The organism is Vibrio sp. B1Z05, assembly GCF_052955985.1.
Map to the genome: position 1 here is coordinate 939845 of NZ_CP130463.1, position 24836 is coordinate 964680.

19 protein-coding genes are annotated in these 24836 nt (G+C 40.5%); 11 read left to right on the plus strand and 8 right to left on the minus strand.

The window, feature by feature from the left end; translation table 11 throughout:
- The first annotated feature begins 109 nt into the window (after positions 1–109).
- From QV280_RS04425 to QV280_RS04460, 8 genes are all read left to right on the plus strand, one after another.
- The gene (locus QV280_RS04425) at positions 110–1816 is read left to right on the plus strand and encodes a type I restriction-modification system subunit M (protein ID WP_152821864.1); all 1707 of its coding nucleotides are present in this window, start codon (positions 110–112) and stop codon (positions 1814–1816) included.
- Positions 1803–3044 (plus strand): restriction endonuclease subunit S, encoded by a 1242-nt coding sequence (locus QV280_RS04430; protein WP_152821866.1) that lies wholly within the window; start codon positions 1803–1805, stop codon positions 3042–3044. The genes QV280_RS04425 and QV280_RS04430 overlap by 14 nt, the downstream gene beginning before the upstream one ends.
- Positions 3045–3046: 2 nt before the next feature.
- Positions 3047–5839, plus strand: coding sequence for an ATP-dependent DNA helicase (locus QV280_RS04435; RefSeq protein ID WP_152821868.1), 2793 nt, complete (start codon positions 3047–3049; stop codon positions 5837–5839).
- Positions 5840–5876: 37 nt separating this feature from the next.
- Complete coding sequence (locus QV280_RS04440; protein WP_152821870.1) at positions 5877–7331, plus strand: DUF7017 domain-containing protein; 1455 nt, start codon at positions 5877–5879, stop codon at positions 7329–7331.
- Between the two features lie 14 nt (positions 7332–7345).
- Positions 7346–10606, plus strand: coding sequence for a type I restriction endonuclease subunit R (locus QV280_RS04445; RefSeq protein WP_152821873.1), 3261 nt, complete (start codon positions 7346–7348; stop codon positions 10604–10606).
- A gap of 1089 nt (positions 10607–11695) precedes the next feature.
- Positions 11696–12712 carry an integrase domain-containing protein gene (locus tag QV280_RS04450; protein WP_152821875.1) on the plus strand — a complete coding sequence of 339 codons (1017 nt, stop codon included), beginning with the start codon at positions 11696–11698 and terminating at the stop codon, positions 12710–12712.
- A gap of 96 nt (positions 12713–12808) precedes the next feature.
- Complete coding sequence (locus QV280_RS04455; protein WP_152821877.1) at positions 12809–13108, plus strand: hypothetical protein; 300 nt, start codon at positions 12809–12811, stop codon at positions 13106–13108.
- Between the two features lie 150 nt (positions 13109–13258).
- The gene (locus QV280_RS04460; RefSeq protein WP_172972834.1) at positions 13259–13414 is read left to right on the plus strand and encodes a hypothetical protein; all 156 of its coding nucleotides are present in this window, start codon (positions 13259–13261) and stop codon (positions 13412–13414) included.
- Between the two features lie 185 nt (positions 13415–13599).
- On the opposite strand, the gene QV280_RS04465 is transcribed toward QV280_RS04460, so the two are convergent.
- From QV280_RS04465 to QV280_RS04485, 5 genes are all read right to left on the minus strand, one after another.
- A complete protein-coding gene (locus QV280_RS04465) occupies positions 13600–15555 on the minus strand; it encodes a hypothetical protein (RefSeq protein WP_152821879.1) in 1956 nt (651 codons plus the stop codon).
- A gap of 460 nt (positions 15556–16015) precedes the next feature.
- On the minus strand, positions 16016–17269 hold the full coding sequence (locus tag QV280_RS04470) for a Y-family DNA polymerase (RefSeq protein WP_152821881.1): 1254 nt from the start codon (positions 17267–17269) through the stop codon (positions 16016–16018).
- A complete protein-coding gene (locus QV280_RS04475) occupies positions 17269–17679 on the minus strand; it encodes a LexA family protein (protein WP_152821883.1) in 411 nt (136 codons plus the stop codon). Before QV280_RS04475 ends, QV280_RS04470 begins: the two co-directional genes overlap by 1 nt.
- Before the next feature lie 118 nt (positions 17680–17797).
- Positions 17798–18286 (minus strand): hypothetical protein, encoded by a 489-nt coding sequence (locus QV280_RS04480; RefSeq protein ID WP_152821885.1) that lies wholly within the window; start codon positions 18284–18286, stop codon positions 17798–17800.
- A 264-nt stretch (positions 18287–18550) separates the two neighbouring features.
- Positions 18551–18985 (minus strand): hypothetical protein, encoded by a 435-nt coding sequence (locus QV280_RS04485; protein ID WP_152821887.1) that lies wholly within the window; start codon positions 18983–18985, stop codon positions 18551–18553.
- 238 nt (positions 18986–19223) lie between these two features.
- On the opposite strand from QV280_RS04485, the gene QV280_RS04490 reads away from it, so the two are divergent.
- The gene (locus tag QV280_RS04490) at positions 19224–19937 is read left to right on the plus strand and encodes a hypothetical protein (protein ID WP_152821889.1); all 714 of its coding nucleotides are present in this window, start codon (positions 19224–19226) and stop codon (positions 19935–19937) included.
- Positions 19934–20254, plus strand: a complete 321-nt coding sequence (locus tag QV280_RS04495) for a hypothetical protein (protein ID WP_152821891.1) — start codon at positions 19934–19936, stop codon at positions 20252–20254. Before QV280_RS04490 ends, QV280_RS04495 begins: the two co-directional genes overlap by 4 nt.
- A 658-nt stretch (positions 20255–20912) precedes the next feature.
- On the opposite strand, the gene QV280_RS04500 is transcribed toward QV280_RS04495, so the two are convergent.
- From QV280_RS04500 to QV280_RS04510, 3 genes are all read right to left on the minus strand, one after another.
- A complete protein-coding gene (locus QV280_RS04500; protein WP_152822014.1) occupies positions 20913–21575 on the minus strand; it encodes a glutathione S-transferase in 663 nt (220 codons plus the stop codon).
- A 355-nt stretch (positions 21576–21930) separates the two neighbouring features.
- Positions 21931–22863, minus strand: a complete 933-nt coding sequence (locus tag QV280_RS04505; protein WP_152821893.1) for a hypothetical protein — start codon at positions 22861–22863, stop codon at positions 21931–21933.
- A 303-nt stretch (positions 22864–23166) separates the two neighbouring features.
- Positions 23167–23505, minus strand: a complete 339-nt coding sequence (locus QV280_RS04510) for a hypothetical protein (protein ID WP_023404844.1) — start codon at positions 23503–23505, stop codon at positions 23167–23169.
- 216 nt (positions 23506–23721) lie between these two features.
- Between QV280_RS04510 and QV280_RS04515 the strand changes: the two genes are divergently transcribed.
- Positions 23722–24762 carry a GIY-YIG nuclease family protein gene (locus tag QV280_RS04515; RefSeq protein ID WP_152821895.1) on the plus strand — a complete coding sequence of 347 codons (1041 nt, stop codon included), beginning with the start codon at positions 23722–23724 and terminating at the stop codon, positions 24760–24762.
- Positions 24763–24836 lie beyond the last annotated feature (74 nt).

The window sequence follows — 24836 nt, forward strand, 5'->3', positions numbered from 1 at the left end:
TATCATGCCATCAATCAAAAATTCCATTCTAGTTTGAACTAACACCCCGTTTTATGTCTCTTAGGGTGTTATTATGTAACAAGTTTTTGACCTGAAGAATGAATCACGAATGAATCAAACTGAGCAACAATTCCTTAAGGATCTAGAGAGCAAACTCTGGACAGCAGCAGACAAACTTCGCTCAACGCTAGACGCGGCGCAGTACAAACACGCAGTGTTAGGTCTAATCTTCGTTAAATACGTCTCTGATGCGTTTAAGTTGCGTCAGGATGAAATTAAAGCTGACCTTGCTAATCCTGAGCACGAATACTACTTAGATCCGGCTGATTTCTCTGAAGAAGAGTTAGCAGAAGAGATTGCTATCGAGCTTGAGCAACGTGACTTCTACACCGAGAAAAACGTGTTCTGGCTACCAACGGAATCACGTTGGCAGTTCCTGCAAGACAATGGTCCATTGGTTATTGGCGGTGCTGAACTCGATATTAATGGTAAACTTAAGAAAATCACTTCTGTTGGTCACTTAATTGATAACGCACTTGAAGGTATCGAACGTGACAATCCGAAACTGAAAGGTGTGCTTAACAAATCATACGCTTCATTGAAGATTGACCAAGCGAAGCTGAATGAGCTTATCAATCTGATCGCTACCATCCCGTTTGTTCATGCTGATCTAAACAGTAAAGACATCCTAGGTCATGTATACGAATACATGCTTGGTCAGTTTGCACTGGCTGAAGGCAAAAAAGGTGGCCAGTTCTACACGCCAGCCTCTATCGTAACGCTGATTGTTGAAATGATTGAACCGTTTGAAGGTCGAGTGTACGACCCTGCAATGGGTTCTGGTGGTTTCTTCGTACAATCAGAAAAGTTCATTGAGCGAAAAGCAAATCAAAAAGAAATTGATGCATTAACTCAGAAACAAAAGATTTCTATCTACGGTCAGGAATATAACCACACAACTTGGCAACTAGCGGCGATGAATATGGCGATCCGTGGTCTTGATTACGACTTCGGTAAAGAGCCTGCAAGTACCTACACTAACGTGCAGCACCCTGATCTTCGTGCTGATTTCATCATGGCTAACCCTCCATTCAACATGAAAGAGTGGAACACTGGTGTTGATGATAACGATCCTCGCTTCAAATACGGCCAACCGCCATCAGGTAACGCTAACTTCGCATGGATGCAGCATATGCTTCATCACCTAGCTCCTGAAGGCTCTCAGGCGCTTCTGTTGGCAAATGGTTCAATGAGTTCAACGACCAACAACGAGGGCACTATTCGTCAGGCGTTAATCGAGAATGACTTGATTGAATGTATGGTTGCACTTCCCGGTCAACTGTTTACTAATACACAGATCCCTGCTTGTATCTGGTTCTTAACTAAGAACAAGAACCCTCGTGTTGATAAGGCAGGTCGTAAGCTGCGTGGCCGTAAAGGTGAAGTGTTATTTATTGATACGCGTAACCTTGGCTTCATGAAAGACCGTGTACTTCGTGATTTCAGTTTTGATGACATTAAGAAAGTTGCAGACCTATTCCACGCTTGGAAAACGGGTGAAGAAGTTCATGGTGTCGCTTATGAAGATCAGGCAGGTTTCTGTAAATCAGCAACATTGGAAGAAATCACCAAGCATGACTTTGTGTTAACTCCGGGTCGTTACGTTGGTGCTGCTAAAGAAGAGGATGATGGCATTCCTTTTGCTGAGAAGATGGCAACGCTAACTTCTAAGTTGAGTGAGCAGTTTGCAGAATCAGCAACGCTAGAAGCTGAAATCAAGAAAAACCTAGCGGGGTTAGGTTATGAACTGGATTGATTCAACCGTAGGTGAATACTGCCCGTTTGTGTATGGCAAAGGGTTACCCAAAACAAAGCGACAAGTTGGTGAGCACCCAGTATATGGTTCAAATGGTTGTGTAGATTATCACAATGACTTTTTTATAGATGGCCCCGGACTTATTATTGGTCGAAAAGGTAGTGTCGGTGCCGTTCATTTATCAGAGGTTCCATTTTGGCCTATAGATACAGCCTTCTATGTTAAGAAAGAAACTCTAGGAGAGCTAAGGTTTACTTTTTACCTACTTCGTTCATTAGGTTTGGAAAAAATGAACTCTGATAGCGCTGTGCCGGGGCTAAATAGAGATAATGCTCACGCACTTTTAATCAGAATTCCTGCTACTGAATCAGAAAGAGAAGCATTAGGAAATAAGCTTGCACTACTTGATCAAAAAATAGGTTTGAACAATAAAACCAACCAAACCTTAGAAGAAATGGCGCAAGCCATCTTCAAATCATGGTTTGTCGATTTTGATCCTGTGAAAGCTAAGATGAATGGCGAAGAACCAGAGGGTATGGATGCCGCTACTGCCTCGCTATTCCCAGAAAAGCTCGTTGAGTCTGAGCTTGGGTTGATACCTGAAGGCTGGGACGTTGGAACATTAGATAGTCATACATCGATGATTATCGACCATCGAGGAAAAACACCTAAAAAACTCGGTAGTGATTGGGTTGAACAAGGCTATCCAGCAATCTCGGCAAAAAACATTAAATCTAAGAAGATTGTTCGACCAGATACAATCCGCTTTCTTGATGAAACTACATATAAAAAATGGATGAAAGAGCCTCTTGTCAAAGGCGACATCATCATGACATCTGAAGCACCGATGGGTGAACTGTACTTCTTTGATGGGTCACAAGACTTTTGCTTAAGCCAAAGATTATATGGGCTTAGAGCAAACTCTGATGTTTGCAACCCAGTATTTTTATTTGACTGGCTACAAACAATCCAAGCAAAGGCGGATATGGAAGGCCGAGCTTCAGGTTCTACAGTCTTAGGCATCAAGCAGGCAGAATTACGCAAGGTTAAAATCTTAACACCACCTAAAGACATTCTAGATAAATATAGCTCTATTGTGAGCAACCTAATTGATATGACAGCAAAGAATAATGCACAAAATATCAGTCTAGAAAAGTTGCGTGACACCTTGCTTCCTAAATTGCTTTCGGGCGAAATCGAGTTAGCCGAAATTATAGTTATGGAGTAAAAATGGCCATCTCAAACTTCTCATTCTTACAGCAAGATTATGCCAAGCTTGCAGAATTAGGCAAGCAAGCAGAGTCTTACCTATTTAATGACCCACAAACAACAGCATTCAAGCTCAGAGCATTCACTGAGTTGCTCGTTGAATACATCTGTAATCATTTGGATATTGATCTTGACGCAAGATCGAGTCAACTTGATCGACTAAAAGATTGGAAGCTTAAGCAAGCCGTTTCAGAAGATATCCTAGGTAAACTACATAGTGTCCGTAAACTGGGGAATAAAGCGGTTCATAACGAGCTAGATGTATCTGTGTACCATGCAACTTGGTTAATCGAAGAGTGTTATCTTATTGGGCGCTGGTTTATCCAAACCATGCAATCAAACTATGTGTTTGTGCCTGAGTTCCAAACGCTAGCTAGGCAAGAGCCAGCTGTGGCTTCACTAAAAAAAGATAACCAAAAGCTCCAACAAGAGGTCGAAAGCAGGGCGAAAGCTATTCAACAAACACAAGACGAACTGGATGCTATTAAAGTTGAATTGCATAAAGCAAAAACTGCTCAGCTATCGGCTGAAGCTCAAGCAGAGAAACTGAGAGTATTTAAGCAAGCAAGTGTTGAAGCGGCGAGAAGCTTTGACTTAAAAATGGAAGAGACCCGTAAGCGTGTCTCTATCTTCGATAGCTTTGAAAATGTTGAGCTGACGAAAGGTCAGCGCATTGCACTGGAACAGATGCAAGCATATTTGGAGTCGGATCAGCTTGATAGCTTTATCCTTCATGGTTATGCAGGTACAGGTAAAACCTTCATTACCAAGGGACTAGTTGAGTACCTGAAAGCGTATGGCCGAAACTGTGTGTTATTAGCACCAACAGGAAAAGCGGCTAAAGTGATCTCAGAAAAAACGGGCACGAGTGCAGCTACCATTCATAGTGCCATTTATAGCTTTAAAAATGCTAAATTGTTGTCTGAAGACGAGATGGAGATACCGCTAGCGCAGCTCAAACGAAACCTTGATAGTGACGAGACCGTATATATTATCGATGAAGCCTCAATGCTATCGAATGCATTTACGCAATCGGATTCAATTCAATTTGGATCAGGCCACTTGCTCGATGACCTCATCAAGTACACTAAGGATTCTCTAGAAAAAGTAGCGCTAGCTTCACCAAGAAAGATCATTTTTATAGGTGATCATGCTCAACTCCCTCCAGTCTCCATGAGCTTTTCGCCAGCGTTGCAAGCACAGTATTTAAATGATAAATATGAGCTTAGAGTTTCTGAAGCACACCTAAACGAAGTGGTGCGACAAAAAGTTGGTAGTGGAGTCATGGATAACGCTGTCATGTTGCGCTCATCAATTGATGAAGGAGTGTTTAACCAACTTAACTTTGATACCGACAAGCCAGATATTGAGTCGATTACGGCAGATGGAGCTATTGATCAATATATGGCGTTGTGTCGTTCAACCATTGCACAAACCAAAGAGGTTATGTTAGTTGCGTCTTCAAACTCACAAGTAAAAGTTTACAATGATCTTTGTCGTCAGCACTTCTTCCCTAATAAATACGAGCTGTGTCCACGAGACAAAGTGATTTCGGTAGCAAACCATTATCGAGAAGATATTACTGTGACTAACGGCGAGTTTGGAATGGTGAAGCAAGTCCTATCTGCGCCAGAGAAGAAGAGCGTCTACTTTAAGAAAAAAGTGGATGGAAAAACAGAATCGGTCAATGTGGACTTGTACTTTCGCGATGTTGAATTGGTGTTTCGAGATGAGACGCTACAGCCGAAAGTGATAAAAGCTAAGATTTTAGAAAACTTGTTATACAACTCAGAGCCATCGCTTACGCCTGATGAAAATAGGGCACTTACTATTGAGTTTATGCAGCGTCATAGAGGGCTCAACCGTGATGAGCTTGAAATTCGTCGCGAAAAAGATCCTTATTTTAATGCGTTTAAGTTGAAGTTTGGTTATGCGATCACCTGTCATAAAGCGCAGGGTAGTGAATGGAAGCATGTGATTGTTAAGTGTTCATCACACCTAAAAATATTGACCAAAGAGTATTTTCGTTGGCTCTATACGGCAATCACTCGTACTTCTTCAATGCTTTATGTGGTTGATGAGCCCAAAATCCGTTTGGGTGGGAATACTCAAATCGTAGGTGGTCAAGATTTGGTATTTGAGCAATCAGCAGCGAACTTGTCAGTAGTTAACTCGGTGAACCCAGAGCAAGCGCATCAGTTTGGAATTAGTGATAACCAGCCAATATTGAAAGATCTGCTGAGAAAAGTTCAAGCTTGTATTCAAGATTCCGGTATCGAAGTATGTAACATTCGCCACTACCAATACCAAGAGTTATATCGTTTTAAGCACGCGGATGCAGTAGCAGAGGTACAGTTTAATTATAACGGTAAAAACAAGGTTTCATCGTTTAATGTCCGTGAAACAGGTCTTCTTCAAACGCTGTTACAGCAACTATTAACAGAGGTTAAAGGCGTTACTTTATCAACTATCAGTACCGATACTATACAAGAGCAATATAGCTTTACTGAACCCTTTTTAGAGCAGTTTCACTCTCGCATTAGCGAGGTATTCTCGCGCCACGATATTAAGGTGTCTAACTTAGACCAAATTGCATGGACACAACGCTACACATTAACAAAATATGGCGATACGGCGGTAATTGACTTTTTCTATAACGGAAAGAAGCAGTTTACCAAGGTATACCCGAAACAAGATTTAAGCAGTTCCTCCCACTTACTTGCTGAGTCATTGAAGATTTGGAGCAATTCGTGACGCGATGGAATGAAAAGATCCTTTACAGGAAAGAAAGATGACAGAACAACCATTTCGTACCGTAACTAACCTACGTAAATCTGGTCAACTTCAAGAGGCTTGGAATGTTGGCTTTTCAGCGTTAGAAGTAAATCCACAAGATGTATACCTTAAAAGTGCATTATTCTGGGTGTGTTACGAGTTTATCAAGCAGCAGCAAGAGAAAATTGTAAATCGAGCAGCTTCATCAAATAACTATCGACCAAGTGACTATGAATTTGAACAGCTCGAAAATTTACTACAAACCATCATTAATTTAGAGATCCCAATGGGTGGTTTGGAATACAAGATGCTGTTGGTTCAGTTCAAGAAAAACCTTGAGTGGTTTCCCTCATTAGTAAATTTGGTCCTGCGCCACCAAGGTGATCTGTTTGATGATGAAGCAAAGAAGCCTTTTCAAGCAGAGAAAGGAGAAGTGCCTAGCTTAATGCTATCTACTGCTCGCCGAGTTGCCAGCGCTTGGTTACGCGCTCGTGAGTTTTGGCAACTCGACCTTAATCAAGTGTTGGGGTTCATCAATCTAGCGCGTCAGCAAGTCGCAGATTCGAGACACTTGATTTGGCTCGACTATGATCAATCAAAGTGTTTGATTGTGGCTGGTCAATATGAACAAGCTCGCGAGTTATTACTACCAATCTTGCGAAAAAAACAGAAAGAAGCTTGGGCTTGGGGAGCATTAGCTGCTACCTATCAAAAGCAAGACCATAGCTTAGCACTGAAGTTTTTCGCAAAGGGAATTGTCTCTGCACATGATGCTACATTCAGTTTAAAGTTACTTCAGGGGGCGATCCCGCTGTTGCTGGCTAATCAGCAATCTACAGAAGCATCAATGTGCTTAAAGACAGCATTGCAGGCATATCAAAGTAATGGCTGGAAAGTAAAGCCAGAGCTTGAAGAGTTGGTGAGTAAACCATGGTACGACGCCAGTGTAGATGAAAATGAACTGAAAGCGTTTTTAAAATCACTTTGTCGAGATGCTATAGAATACCTTCATGGACCGACTGAGAAAGTCATTGGCGTTATCGAGAATATTCATAAGTCCGAGAAAGGTTTTCAAGTCTTTGTGAATAAATCTACCACATGGTCAGTCCGCATGGGGATACACAAAAGTAACCAGAAACCTCAAGCGGGTGACTATGTTGAGTTGTCTTTGTCAATGAGTGGCAATGAAAAAGAGGTGGTAGCGTCAGTGCCGACCCAAGCTATTGAGTTAACCAATGTGAGCACCATTGAAGGTGAACTTCGCATTGTTCCGAAAGGTTTTGGATTCGTAGAAGATACGTTTGTTCCGCCTTTTGTAATTGGTGATATCGCTAATGAGTCACGTGTGTCTGTATTGCGTATTATGGCGTGGGATAAAACAAAAGCTCGTCACAACTGGAAAGCAATCAAACTTAAACAGGTCGAAGTTGTATCAACACTAATGCCTGATGTTGATGATATTCCATTCTGAGTGGTATGTATTGGATGAAAATTACAGAAGACCAACTAGAACAACAGTGCCTTGATTGGTTTATCGACCAAGGTTATCTCTACAAAAATGGCTATGACATCGCACCAGATGGCGATACACCTGAGCGTGATGACTACCATCAGGTTGTGCTTAAAAAACGTTTACTTAATCAGTTAGAGATCCTAAATCCTGAATTATCAGAAGATACTCTCAATCAGATAGTGAACACCGTAAGCACGCCTGAGACTCCAATGCTTATCAAAAACAACAGTGCCTTCCACAAGCTTCTTATCGAAGGTGTACCTGTCGAATATACCGTTATTGAAGACGGCCAGCCAACATCAAAGCACACCCATGCTCGTTTGATGGATTTCACCCACTCAAGTAACAATGAATTTTTGGTCGTCAATCAGTTTACGATTACAGGCTCTAAGGGTAATCGACGTCCGGACATCGTGGTATTCATTAATGGTCTTCCAATTTCTGTTGTCGAACTTAAAAACCCAGCGGATGAGCATGCTGATATTTGGAATGCTTATAACCAACTGCAAACCTATAAAGATGAAATCGCTGCGTTATTTGTGTTTAACGAGGCTTTAATTGTCAGTGATGGCTGGACAGCTCGCGTTGGTTCATTGACTGCGAGTAAAGAGCGTTTTTTACCGTGGAAGACGGTGTCGGGTGAAGATGATAAACCGTTACTTAATTTTCAACTAGAGACTATGGTAAGGGGCTTCTTTAAGCCTGAATTGCTGTTGGACTATATCCGTTATTTTATTTTGTTTGAAAAAGATAATGACAAAATTATCAAGAAAATTGCTGGATATCATCAATTTCATGCTGTGCGAGCGGCAGTGGAGGCTACGGTAAAAGCCAAGCAAGTTGATACAGATTTCCCCTTGGTGGCTGATAACGTAGCTAAATATCAAGTTCAAGCCACAAAAGGGTTAGATAAGATCAAACCTGGAAGTGGTAAGGCTGGGGTTGTTTGGCATACGCAGGGCAGTGGTAAAAGTATCTCAATGGTCTGCTATGCCAGTAAGTTGCTTCAGCAACCGACGATGAACAACCCGACAATTGTGGTCGTAACAGATCGAAATGATCTCGATGGTCAGCTTTATAATACATTTGGTATGGCACAAGAAACACTTAAACAGCTCCCGCAGCAAGCTGATGATCGTGATGCACTTCGTGAATTACTGCTTAACCGTCAGTCGGGTGGCATTATATTCACGACCATACAAAAATTTGCTTTGTTAGCTGATGAGACTGAGCATCCAGTTTTATCTAAGCGCGCTAATATTGTCGTGGTTTCTGATGAGGCCCATCGAAGTCAATACGGTAATAAGTCAAAACTGGTTGAAGTTAAAGACGAAAATGGAGTGGTAAAAGCCCATAAATACGTTTTTGGATATTCCAAGTATATGCATGACGCATTACCGAATGCCTCCTTTATTGGCTTCACTGGAACGCCAATTGCAATGGATGACAAAGACACGCGTGGTGTATTTGGTGAGTATGTCTCTATTTATGATATTCAAGATGCCGTTGATGATGGTGCTACGGTTCCTATCTATTATGAGTCTAGACTTGCTAAACTTGATATCAACCAAGATAAAATCGAGATACTCAACGATGAGGTTGAAGATGAAATTGGTGAAGATGAAGAGACGGAAAATCGTGAAAAGATCAAGTCACAGTGGGCGGCACTAGAGAAGTTGGTAGGTGCAGAACCTCGCATTCAGCAAGTGTCAAAGGATCTGGTTCATCACTTTACGACTCGTACTGCTACATTTCCGGGCAAGGCAATGGTTGTGGCGATGAGTCGTGAGATTTGCGTGGATCTCTATAATGCGATTGTCACGATTAAACCTGAGTGGCATAACGATGATCCAGAGAAAGGTGCTATCAAAATCGTGATGACAGGCAGTGCATCTGATAAAGAGAAGATGCAGCCTCATATCCACGATAAAAAAACCAAAAAGCTATTTGAAAAGCGTTTTAAAGATACTAATGATGAACTTCAATTAGTGATTGTGCGTGATATGTGGTTAACCGGCTTTGATGCCCCTTGTTGCCATACTATGTATATCGATAAGCCGATGAAAGGGCATAACCTGATGCAGGCAATTGCTCGTGTAAACCGCGTATTCAAAGACAAACCGGGCGGCTTGGTTGTTGATTATATTGGTATCGCTAGTGAGTTAAAAAGTGCACTTAAAACTTATACCAACAGCCAAGGTAAAGGGCAACCAACTATTGATACTGCTGAAGCATTTTCCGTTTTGATGGAAAAAATCGATATCATTAGAGGAATGTTTGCTACGCAAGTTGATGGAGAAGCTTTCAATTACAGACCTGATTTTGAAAGTGATGCACTACGTTTACTCCCAGGAGCGGTAAATCATTTATCTGGTTTGTCGCATCAAGATAACTCTGGTAAAGAGGTTCGAGATGGTAAACGTCGCTTCCTTGATGTGATGGCGGCATTAACGAAAGCTTATTCATTATGTAATACCATGGATGAAACTAAGGGATATAAGAACGAGATTGCTTTTTATTCTGCGATAAAAACAGCTTTTATTAAGCACTCGACAGTTGATAAAAAGCGCACTGATGAAGAGCGTAATACTGCACTTAAACAGATTCTCGATAATGCTGTGATTGCTGATGGTGTTGATGACATATTTACAATGGTCGGTCTTGATAAACCCAATATTGGCCTTCTTTCTGAAGAGTTCTTAGAAGATGTAAAGAGCATGAAGGAAAAAAATCTAGCGGTAGAGTTATTAGAGAAATTACTGCGTGATGAGGTTAAAGCCCGTATGAAAAATGATGTTGTGCAGGAGAAGAAATACTCCGAACGCATTATGGCAACGCTGCAAAAATATCATAACCGTAGCATTGAAACAGCGCAGGTTATCGAAGAGCTGATTCAGTGGGCAAAAGAGATGCAAGAGGATGCCGAATTACTTGATAAGCTAAATTTATCAGTAGATGAAATAGCATTTTATCGAGCTTTGGTTGAAAACGAAGCCTCAGTACGAGAACTTGGTGATGATAACTTGCGTAAATTGGCTATCGAGCTTACTCAACAACTTCGCAAATCGGCTACGGTCGATTGGCAAAAAAGAGAAAGTGTCCGTGCACGAATGCGCAATCTGGTTCGTCGTTTATTACGTCGTTGGAAATACCCACCAGATGCTGCAGAGGACGCAATTAAGCTTGTGTTAGAACAAGCAGAAGTACTTGCTGATGGTTGGTATGCCGCTTAAATTGAAGATAGGCAAGAGGTTAAAATCTTGCCTTTTGTGTGCTTATTCAACTTCAAATGGGAGCTATGTATCCTCTACGGACTAAGTCTAAGTATTTACAAATTTCCCAAGCAATTAAAAAGCACAACATCATAATCCCATACGATTTCTTGCCCTACTACAATCACATGCGGAGGGGGCATATACGAGGATCACTCACAATGCTTAACCCCGTAGGACCATCCTTTTTGCATGTTCATGAGCTTTCATGATGGTACGTGTCACTTTGTCTGCTTTGGCAGACGTTACGTTAAAACGCCACAACCTTTCTTAGGTTGTGGCGTTTTTCGTGTGCGAAGAAAAAACATAACCCATTAATTTTTATTGGGAACTTGGCATATAGAGTATGTCAGCGCAAAAGCGCTTAGAGATTGCCAATAGGCACAGCATCGACCGATGATTTAGGAGTATTCATGGATAATAGCAGTGAGCCATTGCGCTCCATGAGTGATACGTAGATTGAATGAAGACAAGCCACACATGAGTCCTGAGGGACACCATGATGTCACGCTTAATAGCGCACGGATTGCCGCTTCGTCTAATTTCGAAAGAAATTAGACGAAGCCCAATTATCACTGCGAGCCCTTTGTGAGTGGGCACTTCAACAAGATACGTCAGGAAGTTTTCGGAAGTTGCGAGATGTTTTAGTACTTGGCACGGTAATAAGCAGCGTAAAGCTTGGCGTTATTACCCTAATGCCCACCAGGTAGTCTCAACGCTTCACATTACATAGCACACAAGTAGAGGATGCAATAAGCCGCCCGTTGATGCCAACAACGCTACTTGTTTGACAGAGGATGCAACACGCCCTCCGCCCTTAAGTTAGAAGGGAGCTGTCACCCCAACTTGATATGAGGATGCAATAAGCCCATAGGCTCCTACTGGAGCAACATATCATGATTAAAAAAGGCGTAATCATTTATCGATACGAAAGTGAAAGTCTTTCGCGCATGTAAACGCTATGTAGAGTCATCATCCAGCATAAAAAACTAACTGAATCTGTGTGGGTGAATTGAGTGACTAACTAAGGGAAACCTTGGGAGTCATGATATGAAAAAACAAAAGTACAAAGGCCACCAATCGTGTGGACTGAGAGATTTCACGAAGCCTAATTTTGGGCTGAGGTCTCGCCAGATAGATAAAGCGCTCATTAATGCTTCACTTGAGCAAGTGGGCGGGCTTAAGAACAACACACATTTAGCGAGGCTTCCCGCCTGTCGAGAGTTCGCTCTGTTTCTTAAACAGCACACAGCCGTTAAACGTCTTAATCATATTGATAAATCTCATGTTCAGATGTTTGGTGAGTACTTAAGAGAACGATTTGAAGCGCAGCAAGATTTGACGTCCAGTACTGCTCGGGACTATCTCAGCCACATTAATGTGTGCTTAAAACAAGCTAGAGGGGATGAGAAGCTTAAAGTGCTTGCTACGAAAGAATTGGACTATCCACCTAAATCTGGGATTGCCACCCAAGACGGGGCCATTTCTGATGATGTACACCATCAAATCGTGACAAAAGGCAGTGTACCAGTCTCAGTAATGGCTAGCTTACAACGCAGTTTTGGCTTAAGGATGAGGGAGGCCGCACTGCTTGATTGTCAAAAAGCGTTTAAAGAGTGCATTGAAAAAGGTTACATCACCGTAAAGCGCGGAACGAAGGGAGGTCAAGCCAGAGAAGTCCCTAGTTTATCAGAATCGCAAAAGGAAGCATTGGTACGAGGGTGTGAACTGCAATCTCAGACGGGGCACGACAACTTAGTCCCTGCTTCGATGAGTTTTAAATCCTTTCAATACCGATCTTGGCGAGAGCATAAGCGCATCAACCCAAATTATTTATCTCATGGTGAGCGTAAACATTTTGCCTGCCAGTTCTACCAAAGCACTATTGATGCGTTACCACCAATAAAAATCCCTATTGCTCATGGCCGAGCACATCATGCTTATTTAGCGAATGAGTTAGGACTATCTGTTCCGGAAGCCAGAGCATTAGACAATGAGGTTCGAATGGCTCTGTCAAAGTTGCTTGGGCACCATCGCATCACCATCACCGCCGCATATATAGGATGAGGGTGTCACTTCAAAAAAGAAAATGGACCCATTTTTCTTTCTCTTAAATCTGACTTACTACCTACACAGTAAAGTTAAACAACTGGAGTTAAAAAAATGAATCCACATAGTCTGAGAAGGATTAATGGCGTGATGAGCTCATACAAAAAGCCTGGTATTGAGTACAGAAAAAAACAGGTCCAACGTTTAATTAATATCTTTGAAGATATTTTTGAGCACGAAGGGAGTGTCGCTGAAGACATTTTACGAGTCGGCCGAAAACACATTATTGGTTATTGGCGCCGTACTGAGAATGAGACCGCGGTTGTTAGGCAGGAGAAATTCCGTATCCTTCAATACTTTTTTGAAATGGCGAACACAAAAGTGCGAGTGCCACCACCAAAGAAGATTGAATAAAGAGGTGAGAGACAGAGTAGCACCAAAAAAATAGTGTGACCCATTATTGGGATTAAGGTCAATGTCCTATTAAAGGTGAGGAGGAGAGCGCCTCATGCTAACGATGATAGGTTTTTTCAGCTCTATTTATTAATTAACGAGGTACAAATTATGTTTAAAATAAACATTTCCAATAATCTCATTCAACTAGAGGAAGACTTGCAACAAGCGGTCGATACTCTGGTCGATGTGATTTCAATCATCAAAGAAGACCTAGAAGATTTACATGACGGTCTGGATGAGAACGATGAAGCTGACGCTCAGTAAATTAAGGTTAATGGATGAGAAATCTCAATAAGGTGATGTGTAGAAACAGAGCAATCTGTATTAAGTAGCCCCTCAATGTTGAGGGGCTTTTTATTAATAAGTCATTAAAAAGTATCTAAAATTCAATAGTGATATATCAAAGGGCTCCAAGTAAATAGGGCAGCCTTGGAGCATAATGATGTTAACTATAGTCGCCATCCATCAGGTCGATTATCTTGGTCAATATCTTGAATGCCATCATAACCATCAGGATTAGATTGATTTAAGTTACCAGATTGATTTAGTAAATTACTATCACGACTTAAGGGATTTTGCCCAAGTGCAAGTTCTTTTGAATCTGAAACGCCATCGCCATCAGTATCCCATTTACCAGGATCTAAGCATGGTGTTTTATTACCTAATATTGAATAATCACAAGATGCGAGCTCAAATTCATCTGTTAGTCCATCGCCATCAGTGTCTTTATTTGGATTAGGAACATAAGTTGCAAAGGTTGGAGAAAAATATGGTTTACCATACAAGTTTGTTCCCCATGTAACGACTTCACCATTATTTTTTAGAGCAGCAAACCCATCTTGTGATGAACTTCGTGACATTGGTGTAATGGAAATAATATGATTCAGTTTCACCGAATTACTATTCTCTCCACTTCTACTATCTCCCCATGTAATAACCGTGCCATCTTGTTTTAATGCCGCAAAGGCCGCTTTAGTAGAATATATAGCCCTGACTCCGGAAGACAAAGCAAGTGATACCTTAGAGCTATCACCACCATAATTAATGCCCCCCCAAGTAATCACTGAGCCATCATTTTTTAAAGCAGCAAAAGCGTAATCTGTTGAAAATATTGAAATTACACCACTGCTGATGTCCATTGATACGGTATCACTATCGCCACCTGCGCTCTTTGCGCCCCATGTAACTACTGAACCATCTTTTTTTAAAGCAGCAAAAGCTGTTTTTGTATGATAAACGGAAATTATATCGGATTTTAAGCTCCCCGAAACAGCAGAACTGTCGCCCCCTTCAGAGGGTTCCCCAAAGGTAACCACAGAGCCATCTTTTTTAAGAACAGCGATTGCTGCGCTATTATTAGCGCGTTGATAGTCGTGGGAGTAAATTGCAACGGCATTTTTGGCTATTATTGTATGAAAGGTGGGTGGAGATTGTGATTTAAAAGTTGCCTTCACAACTGAACCATCACTTTTTAAAAATGCTATACCTCCACCTACGGATGCAACGACATTATTAACATTAGGGACATGTGGGTTTTGCAAACTGTAATAAGCACTTCTGGAAAAAATGGTCAAAGAATGATCCTTACTAAGACCTGTAATTCCACTTTCACCTATATCGATAGAAAGAACATTATTTGAAGTATAGGTAGCATCACAACCCCATTCTTCCCCCCAAATCCTTGCCCTGCCATCCTTTTTTAATACCACTACATAATTGGCCTTAGTTGAAATCTGTACGGCATCTTTCACTCGAATAGCTACGGTTCTATCATTCCCAGATAACCCTGCGTATTCGCTAAAACATGGGCTTGCAATATCTCCACCACCGCGAGAGTAAACATCGCCAGTTTTAGTTAACATAACCAAGGCATTGCCTACTGGATACACAGCAATAATACCGCTATCAGCATACGAATACATGGTGCTATGATCTCCATACGTGCTCCAAGATTCAACGGAACCATTATGTTTTAAAACAACAAATTGGCCTTTTGCAGTATAGATTTCTTGAACTTGATCGGGTATTCGATAGTCGGCAGTAGGGAAACCGGTTTTGCTTGATTTAGTTAACTCTGTCATTGGCAGGGTTTCTTTGGCTGGTATCAAGTTAACTATAGGTAGAGTTTCTTTGGCAGGTGTTAAGTTAGCCATAGGCAGGGTTTCTTTGGCAGGTGTTAAGTTAGCCATAGGCAGGGTTTCTTTGGCAGGTGTTAAGTTAGCCATAGGCAGGGTTTCTTTGGCAGGTGTTAAGTTAGCCATAGGTAGAGTTTCTTTGGCTGGTGTTAAGTTAGCCATAGGTAGAGTTTCTTTGGCTGGTGTTACGTTAGCCATAGGTAGAGTTTCTTTGGCTGGTGTTAAGTTAGCCATAGGCAGAATTTCTTTGGCTGAAGTTAAGTTAGCCATAGATTCACTTGGTTTTATCGTTACTTTAGGTGGTGTATCGCTAGAGTTATCACAGCCAAAAAGCGAGATACCGAACAATGACAACATTAATAATCTATACAAGTGAATGACCTCTGCGAATATATTGAGCAAATTTAGAGTTATCTAATTTAATTGTTCATTATACACTTGCGTTGGTCATCTAAATTAGCGTGATCTAATTCTTACTTTTTGGTGGTACTAGGTTATCGCTACAATCTAATCCCTGCTTCGATGAGTTTTAAATCCTTTCAATACCGAGCTTGGCGAGAGCATAGGCGCATCAACCCAAATTATTTATCTCATGGTGAGCGTAAACATTTTGCCTGTCAGTTCTAGCAAAGCACTATTGATGCGTTATCACCAATAAAAATCCCTATTGCTCATGACCGAGCACATCATGCTTATTTAGCTAAAGAGTTAGGGCTTGATGAAATCGTGTTTAACAAAGGACCTTTGGGAGATCTTTTATTTTAGTTGTGTATTGTGGCGACAAGAAATTTTGCTTCATTTTAAATTCATGAGTCGTTCCTTGGGCGGCTAAAAATACTGATTCACGGCCAAATTGAAGATTGAGGTTATCCAATGTCTTCATCAATGCAGGGTTTTCAGGCTCAGCAAACAAATCACCTTGGCGTTGATTATCTGAGACTAAATCCACTAAACCAACGCCAATTTTGTAGTATTGAACACCGGGCCTAAATAAACGAGTTGCTAGTAAGGTGACGGCCTGTGTGATTCGAGAAGTATCATTAGTAGGAAATTCGAATTGATAGGTACATTTAAAGCTTTGCGGTACATCGTCAAAAGGCGAGGTATTAGCAAACACCATTAACACTGAACACGAGCTGTTTTGCTGACGGGCTTTTCTTGCGACCGTTGCAGCATGAAAAGCCAATGCTTGCTTGAGCACTTCAATCGCTGTTATTCGACTACCCACGCTTCGCGTACTGAAAATTTGCTGTTTATCGGCTCGACAATCATCCCACATCTTACATGACAGACCATTGAGTTCACGAACAGTTCTTTCTACCTCTACATTAAAAGACCGTCTTGCTTGCTCAGGGGAGAGGTTGGCTAAATCTAAGGCTGTTGTTATGCCCATCCAGTTCATTTTATGCGTTAATCGTCTGCCAATCCCCCATACTTCTGAAATGGGTTGGGTTGCCAGATAAGTTTGACGCTTTATTTCAGAGTCGATGATACAAACACCGTTCAAATCTCGTTGAACTTTTGCCGCTCTGTTTGCCATTTTGGCCAGTGTTAAAGTATCTCCAGCCCCGAAACAAACCGGTAAGCGGCACTCTTTCCATGCTGTTTGCCGAACTTTCTGACCAAATTTAATTAAGTCTGGTTCCATTTGAGATAAATGGCTGATGTCCAGAAAGCACTCATCAATGCTGTAAATATGGCTCCTTGGTGAGAAGGCCGTGACAGTGGCCATCATCTTGGCTGACAAATCAGCATACAGGGCATAATTGGACGAAAAAACGTGAATATTCTTCTGTTTTATCAGTGATTTTTGTTTAAAGAAGGGCTGAAATTTTTTGATTCCGGCTTCTTTTGCTAGTCGATTAGCGGCAACAATTGCTCCATCATTATTTGATAATACGATGCAGGGTTGCTGACGTAAATCTGGCCGAAATACTTGCTCACAAGCGACATACATAGCGTTGCAATCAATTAAGGCAAACATTACATAAACTCAGGTAAGGGTTTATGTAATCGAATTGAACGTATGACGATCCCTTCTATGGCAAAGGCATCTTCAGGGTGAATCTCAACAGGCGCATGATTGGGGTTTGCAGACAAAAGCAGACGATTCTTAACATCAATAATTTTACACATAAAAGCACCATTAAAACTGACTATCACCGTGTCGAGATGCTGCGCTTGAGGCTTTCTATCGATAACCAATAAATCACCGTTGTATATGCCAATTTGCTCCATTGAATCACCGTTCGCATAAGCGAGATAGGTGGCATTAGGGTTGTTAACTAAGATAGCGTCTAGTGATATTCCTAGCTGCACATATTCTGCTGCTGGTGATTCCCATGAGGTTAGAGAGCAAGAAATACTAGAGGGGGAAAGAGGCAGAATGTTCATTAACGACACCAAGAATAAATAGCAAACGACTGTATAAATATACAGTCGTTCTGTTGGGTTCGTCAATTTTTAGTCGTTCGCCCACAGATTGTAGGGGCTTTATTCGTTACTGCTTGTTCTAAAGATTAATGAGACGCAGAAGTCTATTGGCGCAACTCTCATTAACATTAAAGCGAGCAACCAATACGGGTTCATACAGGCTATTTCTACTGTGTATCACATAGTGTTGCGAGTCGTGGGGAATCAGTTGTAACTGGTCAATACTGAAGTCTAACGTGTCATATCGGTACCAATGAGAAATGTACTCCACCTTCCCTAAATCAACATGAGTATCACGATATATTGCAATGGTATTTGTTAACCAGTTGATGAGTGCTTTTTGGTACATTTCTCTATCTAAGACCAAGACAGGGAAATGGTCTTCCTCACTTTCTAGATAACAAAAGTGCTCATAACAGGACATATAAAACCCGTTACGAAAGCAATCCGAAGAAAGAAAAGCTTGATGAATTTCAGCTTCATTAATAGTGTCGAAAACGAGGGCATCACTATGATAGTGAGTCTCTTGTGAGCTGATGAAAATGGCTCGACCCTGAAACCAAATCATTAAGTATTTCTCTGTAATCATAAATAGTCCTTTATTAGTTGGGCTAGATAAGGTTATCAGATGAGGTTGCGCGCCAAAGCGTTTATGGAGTGAAATATCCAATTAAAAATAATTATGTGCAGATTATCTTACTCAAGATCAAAAATGCGATTAACTCGATGTTTTTCCACTAAAGTCGAAGAGCCGACACAGTCGACTATAAATCCACGAATATGGTGTCGTGCCAGCTCCGAAAACAGAGTGAATGAATTATATCGATGGGCTTTATTTTTCAAAAATGTAAATGTAGTCTACATAACTAGCTAAACGTACTATTGATAAATCTATTATGTGATAACCATCATTCAATATTGATGATGGTAAATTATCCCCTGATGTTGATACATATACATCTGTTGTAAGTAAATCATAGCACCCCATATCCATTTGATTTACAGGTTTGCTACCACCCAAACTATTCTTACGTATAGAACACTGTAGTGTACTTTTAGGCCCTTCATTTTTTAATGAATACTGCTGTTTTAGTTGAGTTAACTCATCATTTAACTGTTTATTTTTAGTTTCTAAATCGGTGATCTTTTTCTGGCTCTGTTGATTTTGTGTTTCAAGTGCTTGAAAGTTATCATTCATATCACTCGCAGAGGCTACATCGCCGTCATGAAATACATACGGAACAGACGCTAAGGCTGAAAAAGGCAATATTAGCCCCATTATAAATAGTATTTTTCGCATCATTGATTCAATTAATTATTTGTAATGAAAAGAACATCTGTAAATAGCATGCAGATATAAAATATGCCTATATCAGAATAGGTATATTAAGATCGTAGCATGGGGGTGGTATGCATAAGGATAATGAAATCTTAAATTTAGCTTATCACTGTTTTTTAATAATGGTTACACTACAGGTTTTATATGTAAGCTATTAACGATAAGCATGATGAATAAACTTATATTTCTATCACTTATACCATGTTTGGCATTTGCATCTGTGCCTCATATATTTCATGAAGGTGATGTAGCAACAGCAGAGCAAGTTAATGATAACTTTGATGCTTTACAGCAAAATAACAATGAAAATACGACTCAAATTAATCAGCTTAAAAGTAAACTTGCTGATGTTGAGGGTAAGTATTCAGCGCTTCTTGTAAAGGAGCAGGTTAATAAAAACTCGAAAACCTTGCTTCATCATGATGCCAATCCGCCGTCTAATTTAGAAATGTATCATACTTACGGGCAGTGTAATACATGGCGGCATGGCCTTGTGAAATTCAAATTTACATATCCGATTCTACGTGATGATAGGAATTATGCCAGTCGTACCTGGCAAGTTAGATACGATGTATTAGGTTGGAGTTTAGGTGAGCTAAATGTTGAAGTTGATGGTGCTGATGTAAATAAAGAAACAGCCTATTATGCAGCGGTTGGTATTCCTTTAATGCGCGGGCTTAGTCTCGGAAATGGCTATCCTAGTTATATATATATAGCGATCCAAGTTTCACCAAAGTATCCTAAATGCTATATAATGATTGGCAATAGTATGTCATGGAAAACAAGTGAAAATGATTCTAACTTAGCGCTTCCAACTAGAAAAAGTATTACAACTATGCTTGAAAACTTCACTATAGATAGTATAGAGGAAGAAGAATGAGAACTTTATGGTTACTACTTTTAAGTACTATTCTTTTTGGATGTGGAGGCGGTGATTCAAGTTCTTCTAACTCAGAAGCAAACCACACAGACACATCAGAAGCTAGTTTGTTAGATAAACCTGTTTCCCACTCAATCTCGTCAAATAACCCCAAGAGACAAGTAGAAAAAACGGAATCAGTGGATAAGTCCAAAATTGTTAAGCGAGATAAGTTCACACCATCTGTGCATCAAAAAAATAAGAATGCCCCTAAATTGAATACTCATTTAAATGGTTTTATTTTTGGTCAAAGTAAGTGGGGTGAGGCTACATGGTAACATTCGTTACCTTGTTCTTCTGTTAAAAATAAAATTCATGGTAGTGGCCTTAGTGGGGGAGGCTACTACCTACTATGTCTAGGTTATCGCCGATTCAAGATAAAAAGTGCGATTAACTCGATATATTTCATCTAAAACCACTCAAGTGGGATGTCTCTCTTCATAAAATAATCTATTATAAAAAGTACGGGGTAATGGTACTCAATTTATGAGTGGTAATAAAATACAAACAGCGCAAGCTCTTGTTTTTAAATAGGTTATTCTTTCTCAATGTTGATCGGGCTGGCCCCCACCCAATTCTGCCTAGTTTTATTCTAAGTTCTTCATACTTAAAAATTTCCTTACCAAATATTTCGTATTCCTCGATCGCATTTAAATTATTTTATCTCTTTTTTTCAATGCCGTTGTCGTTAACAAATAACTGCAATTTTCGAACCTTGTTTAATTCTTGATGCAAAATCAGGCTTTTTCTACCGCAACCGTCAGAATCGACTGCTTTCGAATCACGCGATTAGATTACCGCAATAGAGAAAGGTTTAACTGCGTCAATTCAACCCTGTTCCTTTATATTGAGTGATTAGTTCTCGCTTGAGCTTAACCCTTTAAACAGCGCAAAGACCATCTTGATGTCATTTCGACTCTATATGGCGACATTTCACTATAAATAACTGTCTTTTCGACACCCTATCCAAAGTTCATGTTGTTTCATAACCTTAGAAAAGAGTGCGCCTTGCAGATAGCCATTTAGCCAATTTCGCAGCTTAGGATGGGGGCTTTGACGGAAATGAGACTTTTCAACTTTGGCGAATTTACGTATGAAAGGGAATAATGCAATATCCACTAGACTTTCGTTGTCTGAGAACAAATAAGTGTGCTTGCTGAGCCTTTCCTCAAGAGAATGCAAATAGTGTTCACACGCTTGGCGGCATTCATTCAGACTGTCGTCGTGGTAGCGTTTAGCGCAGCTGTACGACTCCAATAAAGGGATAAAATTGTGTTCAAAATCGGCAATGAAAGAGAGCATCAAAGGTAATGCCTGCGGGTCTTCTTGATGTAATAGGTCATCGGGATCATCTTGTTGCAACGCCCAGAGCATAATATCTAGGCTCTCCTCTAAGATGAGGGGGTGGTTTGTCTCTTCTTGTTGTAAAACCAACACAGGCACACTCCCTTTAGGGGAAGCGATTAGCATTTCCTGTGGCTTGTTATCGAGTTTAATTGCTCGGATGAACACCTTTTGCCGGGCTTTGATAAGCGCTGTTCTTGCTCTCATAGCATAGGGGCAATGTTGTAAAGAATAGAGTATTGGTATGTTTTTCATATAGTTAAGTTTAGTGAATAAATTGCTCAAGCGACCTTTTAATTGCAATTTTTCTTACTATGAACACAACTAGCATTTTGTGAGTCAGTCCTTGGGGTCAGGTCTTTCATTTTGTGTCCACGGGGTCAGGTCTTTCATTTTGCATTTAAAGGTCTATTTTATGCAAAACGCAATACCTGCCACCATTATTTCTGCACTATTGAGAAGAAGACATTGCTTGAGAAGAAGACATTGCACAGGCGACAGAGAAACTCTGCAAGAGGATGTTGTTACAGACGGGATGTGAATCTATCGACTTCTTTTAGCCGAAATAAGTGAGATAGCAAAAGGGCAGCCATGCGTGGCTGCCCTTCGTTTAGTACATGTCTTGCTCGAGAACGTTTGGATTATCGTTAAACCATTCCCATTTCGTTTGGGTGGTTTGTATTCCATTGTCATTACTGTCTTTAATGACGGGTAGCTCCATAGAAATGATACCGATGCCGGGATGGATCAGTACATCAGCAGAGAACATCTCATCTGAGTCAGTACCATGTACTTCAATAATCTGTATAAATTTATAGGCTTCGTATACATCACCGCTATTGGTTTTGTAATAAAAAGGCTTACCTTCTTCGCCTGTTTGTTGTTCGAGCGTTATCGTCGTTTTCTCATTAAACACGCTAAGCTGCGCCGGTATAGTGCATGACATGCCTAAATCTCCACTAGGGAGAGGCGAACAAAGGGGCTGGCCGTTGTTATCAGGTATAGGTTCACTGGTTAATTTGTTGAAGCTTCTGTATGCACCAAATTCATTCGCTCCTAGTGCCATAGGTAGTGCAAAATTCTTGTATACGGCTTTTCTAATTTGATCTTCTTGAGATAGGTTTTCTTTACTTAGCAAATCTTTAAGCTTGCCTTGTGCGGTCGCTAAACCGGGGATACCAACCTCTAGTGTATGGGTTTCATCCTCTTTTGAGTATTTATCGTCGCCGATTGGTTCAAATGTGTGCCACTCATACGTGAAAATCTTATGCGTTTCTGTAGTGAAGTCGGCTTCAACGCGATCAATGTTGAATGGTTTATCCATACTGAATTTAACAGCAGACACAATATCATCAGCGTCAGCCTTGTTCTCACTACTAGAAGTTGCTTTCCAGTCGTAATCTCGGTTTACGCCACTGGCTAGTGCGTTTATTGCTTTTATTTCACCGGGCTTGAGCGTTGGAGCCTTAATGTTAGAATCCGTTCCTCCATCACAAGCGGTAAGTCCAAGCGATACTGCGGCTAGCAATAGACACTTATACATAATCATTTCCCCTCTACAAGATGTTACGCAATCGGTTATATGGGGCTAAGTCTATGTCTATATTTGCATATATGGAAAGCGTAAAACTGAAAATATAGATTTACTGCAGATAAATGACGCGTCAGATTGTTGGAAAGTTTCTTGTAAAACAATGGTTTAGATTGATACGTGTGTAGGTGTGTTTTGTGTCCTCAGTAATCACATGGTTTAAAATAAAACCTCATTTAGAAACAAAATCCGGTTAGATTGGCTGTAAGGATACAACCTCATTTAATGCGCACATTTCAATTTACAGAATCATCTTCAATCCAATCGAGTAATAAAGGTTTGCTCATCATCCACAAAAGCCACAAAGCCACCGTGATAAATAAACACCCGACCACGCCCCTCAACCAAGCAGGCAAGCTGTGGGTTCAAATCTTCTTCATTATTTCGACTTTGAAAAGTACCCGTATCAGTGATTACGCCGTTAAGTGCAGGTAAATACCCATAACGGCGCTTAGCTTGATCAATCAAGCTCAACTCACTGGTGGTAGAGAAGCAAGAGGGGATTGTGCCTGCATCTTCGATAAATAGAGTTTTCAGTTCTTCAAAAGCTGTAATCACCAGCCAGTCGATGTCGTTAACGCGATGGATAAACATTGTTGATAATACCTAGTTGAACGGTCATTCTAATGTGGGAATTCTATCATTATCTGGGGTGGGACGTGGTAGAGATTTTGGTGTTGAAGGTGGTGATGTAACTAGGCCCTTATGTTCTAAACCAAGCTTGGAATGTTATTTTCATTAAACCTAAGATGCGAATACGCAGAGGTGTATGGTAATTTACTTGAATGTACTTTTGATAAATACGGTTAGATGAAAGAGTTTCAAGAAAAGAATATTGGATATGTTTATATCCTTGAGGTAGCGGATATTGAATTACCGGTATGCAAAATTGGAATGACGACGAGAACTCCGTATGAACGTTGTGATGAAATTAATTGCAGTTCCACGGGAGATTTTATTTGGTCAGTAGCACACTATATTGCCGTAGATGACTGTAGAAAATTAGAGTCCCTTGTTCATACTAAATTGGCTCCGTTACGTCAAAAAAAGAGAGAGTTTTTTAACTTAAGTGCTGAAGATGCAAATACAGCATTACTCTCAATATTTGACAAACAAAGTGAAATTAAACGACTAACACTTGAAGAAGTCAAGCCATTGAGTAAAGAAAAAACGGGTAGAAAAAAGCATAAGAAAAGATCGTTCAAGTGTGCTGACTTTGAATATGCTGAGCTCTTACAGCTATTTAATTCTTTGCTGAATGTTAAGGGAAGACCGTTTGGACAATTAAACAAGCCATATTTTGGTATAAGTGACGGTCATCAAGGAGTTCAGTGGAACTTGTCGGTATCAGCAGATACTGGTGTCGCTGCTCTTGGTGTCAACCTAGAAGGTCTCAAATATAAAGACTGGCCGATATCAAAGTTTATCTTAACGGAACTAAATAAGCATAGAATCTTCGAAATAATAGACAAGGTAGAAAATCCCAGCAGTGTATTTGTTAGGTTTTCTAGAGATGCATGGCAAGTCACATCAAGACCTAATATCGTTGAAAAATACTTAGGGGGACAGGAATTTATGTGCTCTGCATTAGACGAAGGAAAATGGGAAGAAACGCTTCGGGAAGCTTTAGAATGTTTGAATGAAAAGAACAACTTTCAAGGCAGAACAAAGCAAATAGTCACCCTTGAAAACCCTCCTCGGAATGGGGAACAAATTCGTTTAATGGAAGTTTCGCCTCATTTAACAATATGGTCTCCATTGAAGTTGACTGAAAATATTGAAAGCCACCTTAGAAACAAGATTGAAGAGTTACAACCTTTTTACGATTGGGTTAAAGGTGCTTGCGAATAAGGTAGCGATTAGATCCTCATTTTTGTCCATCATAGAGCGAGTAGATGTTGCTAACTCTATGATCTGCCTCTTTT

What these genes read in the sequence shown, in the direction of transcription:
- QV280_RS04425 (WP_152821864.1), top strand. Translation starts at nt 110, where the DNA reads ATGAATCAAACTGAGCAACAATTCCTTAAGGATCTAGAGAGCAAACTC.
- QV280_RS04430 (WP_152821866.1), top strand. Translation starts at nt 1,803, where the DNA reads ATGAACTGGATTGATTCAACCGTAGGTGAATACTGCCCGTTTGTGTAT.
- QV280_RS04435 (WP_152821868.1), top strand. Translation starts at nt 3,047, where the DNA reads ATGGCCATCTCAAACTTCTCATTCTTACAGCAAGATTATGCCAAGCTT.
- QV280_RS04440 (WP_152821870.1), top strand. Translation starts at nt 5,877, where the DNA reads ATGACAGAACAACCATTTCGTACCGTAACTAACCTACGTAAATCTGGT.
- QV280_RS04445 (WP_152821873.1), top strand. Translation starts at nt 7,346, where the DNA reads ATGAAAATTACAGAAGACCAACTAGAACAACAGTGCCTTGATTGGTTT.
- QV280_RS04450 (WP_152821875.1), top strand. Translation starts at nt 11,696, where the DNA reads ATGAAAAAACAAAAGTACAAAGGCCACCAATCGTGTGGACTGAGAGAT.
- QV280_RS04455 (WP_152821877.1), top strand. Translation starts at nt 12,809, where the DNA reads ATGAATCCACATAGTCTGAGAAGGATTAATGGCGTGATGAGCTCATAC.
- QV280_RS04460 (WP_172972834.1), top strand. Translation starts at nt 13,259, where the DNA reads ATGTTTAAAATAAACATTTCCAATAATCTCATTCAACTAGAGGAAGAC.
- QV280_RS04465 (WP_152821879.1), bottom strand. Translation starts at nt 15,555, where the DNA reads ATGGCTAACTTAACTTCAGCCAAAGAAATTCTGCCTATGGCTAACTTA.
- QV280_RS04470 (WP_152821881.1), bottom strand. Translation starts at nt 17,269, where the DNA reads ATGTTTGCCTTAATTGATTGCAACGCTATGTATGTCGCTTGTGAGCAA.
- QV280_RS04475 (WP_152821883.1), bottom strand. Translation starts at nt 17,679, where the DNA reads ATGAACATTCTGCCTCTTTCCCCCTCTAGTATTTCTTGCTCTCTAACC.
- QV280_RS04480 (WP_152821885.1), bottom strand. Translation starts at nt 18,286, where the DNA reads ATGATTTGGTTTCAGGGTCGAGCCATTTTCATCAGCTCACAAGAGACT.
- QV280_RS04490 (WP_152821889.1), top strand. Translation starts at nt 19,224, where the DNA reads ATGATGAATAAACTTATATTTCTATCACTTATACCATGTTTGGCATTT.
- QV280_RS04495 (WP_152821891.1), top strand. Translation starts at nt 19,934, where the DNA reads ATGAGAACTTTATGGTTACTACTTTTAAGTACTATTCTTTTTGGATGT.
- QV280_RS04500 (WP_152822014.1), bottom strand. Translation starts at nt 21,575, where the DNA reads ATGAAAAACATACCAATACTCTATTCTTTACAACATTGCCCCTATGCT.
- QV280_RS04505 (WP_152821893.1), bottom strand. Translation starts at nt 22,863, where the DNA reads ATGTATAAGTGTCTATTGCTAGCCGCAGTATCGCTTGGACTTACCGCT.
- QV280_RS04510 (WP_023404844.1), bottom strand. Translation starts at nt 23,505, where the DNA reads ATGTTTATCCATCGCGTTAACGACATCGACTGGCTGGTGATTACAGCT.
- QV280_RS04515 (WP_152821895.1), top strand. Translation starts at nt 23,722, where the DNA reads ATGAAAGAGTTTCAAGAAAAGAATATTGGATATGTTTATATCCTTGAG.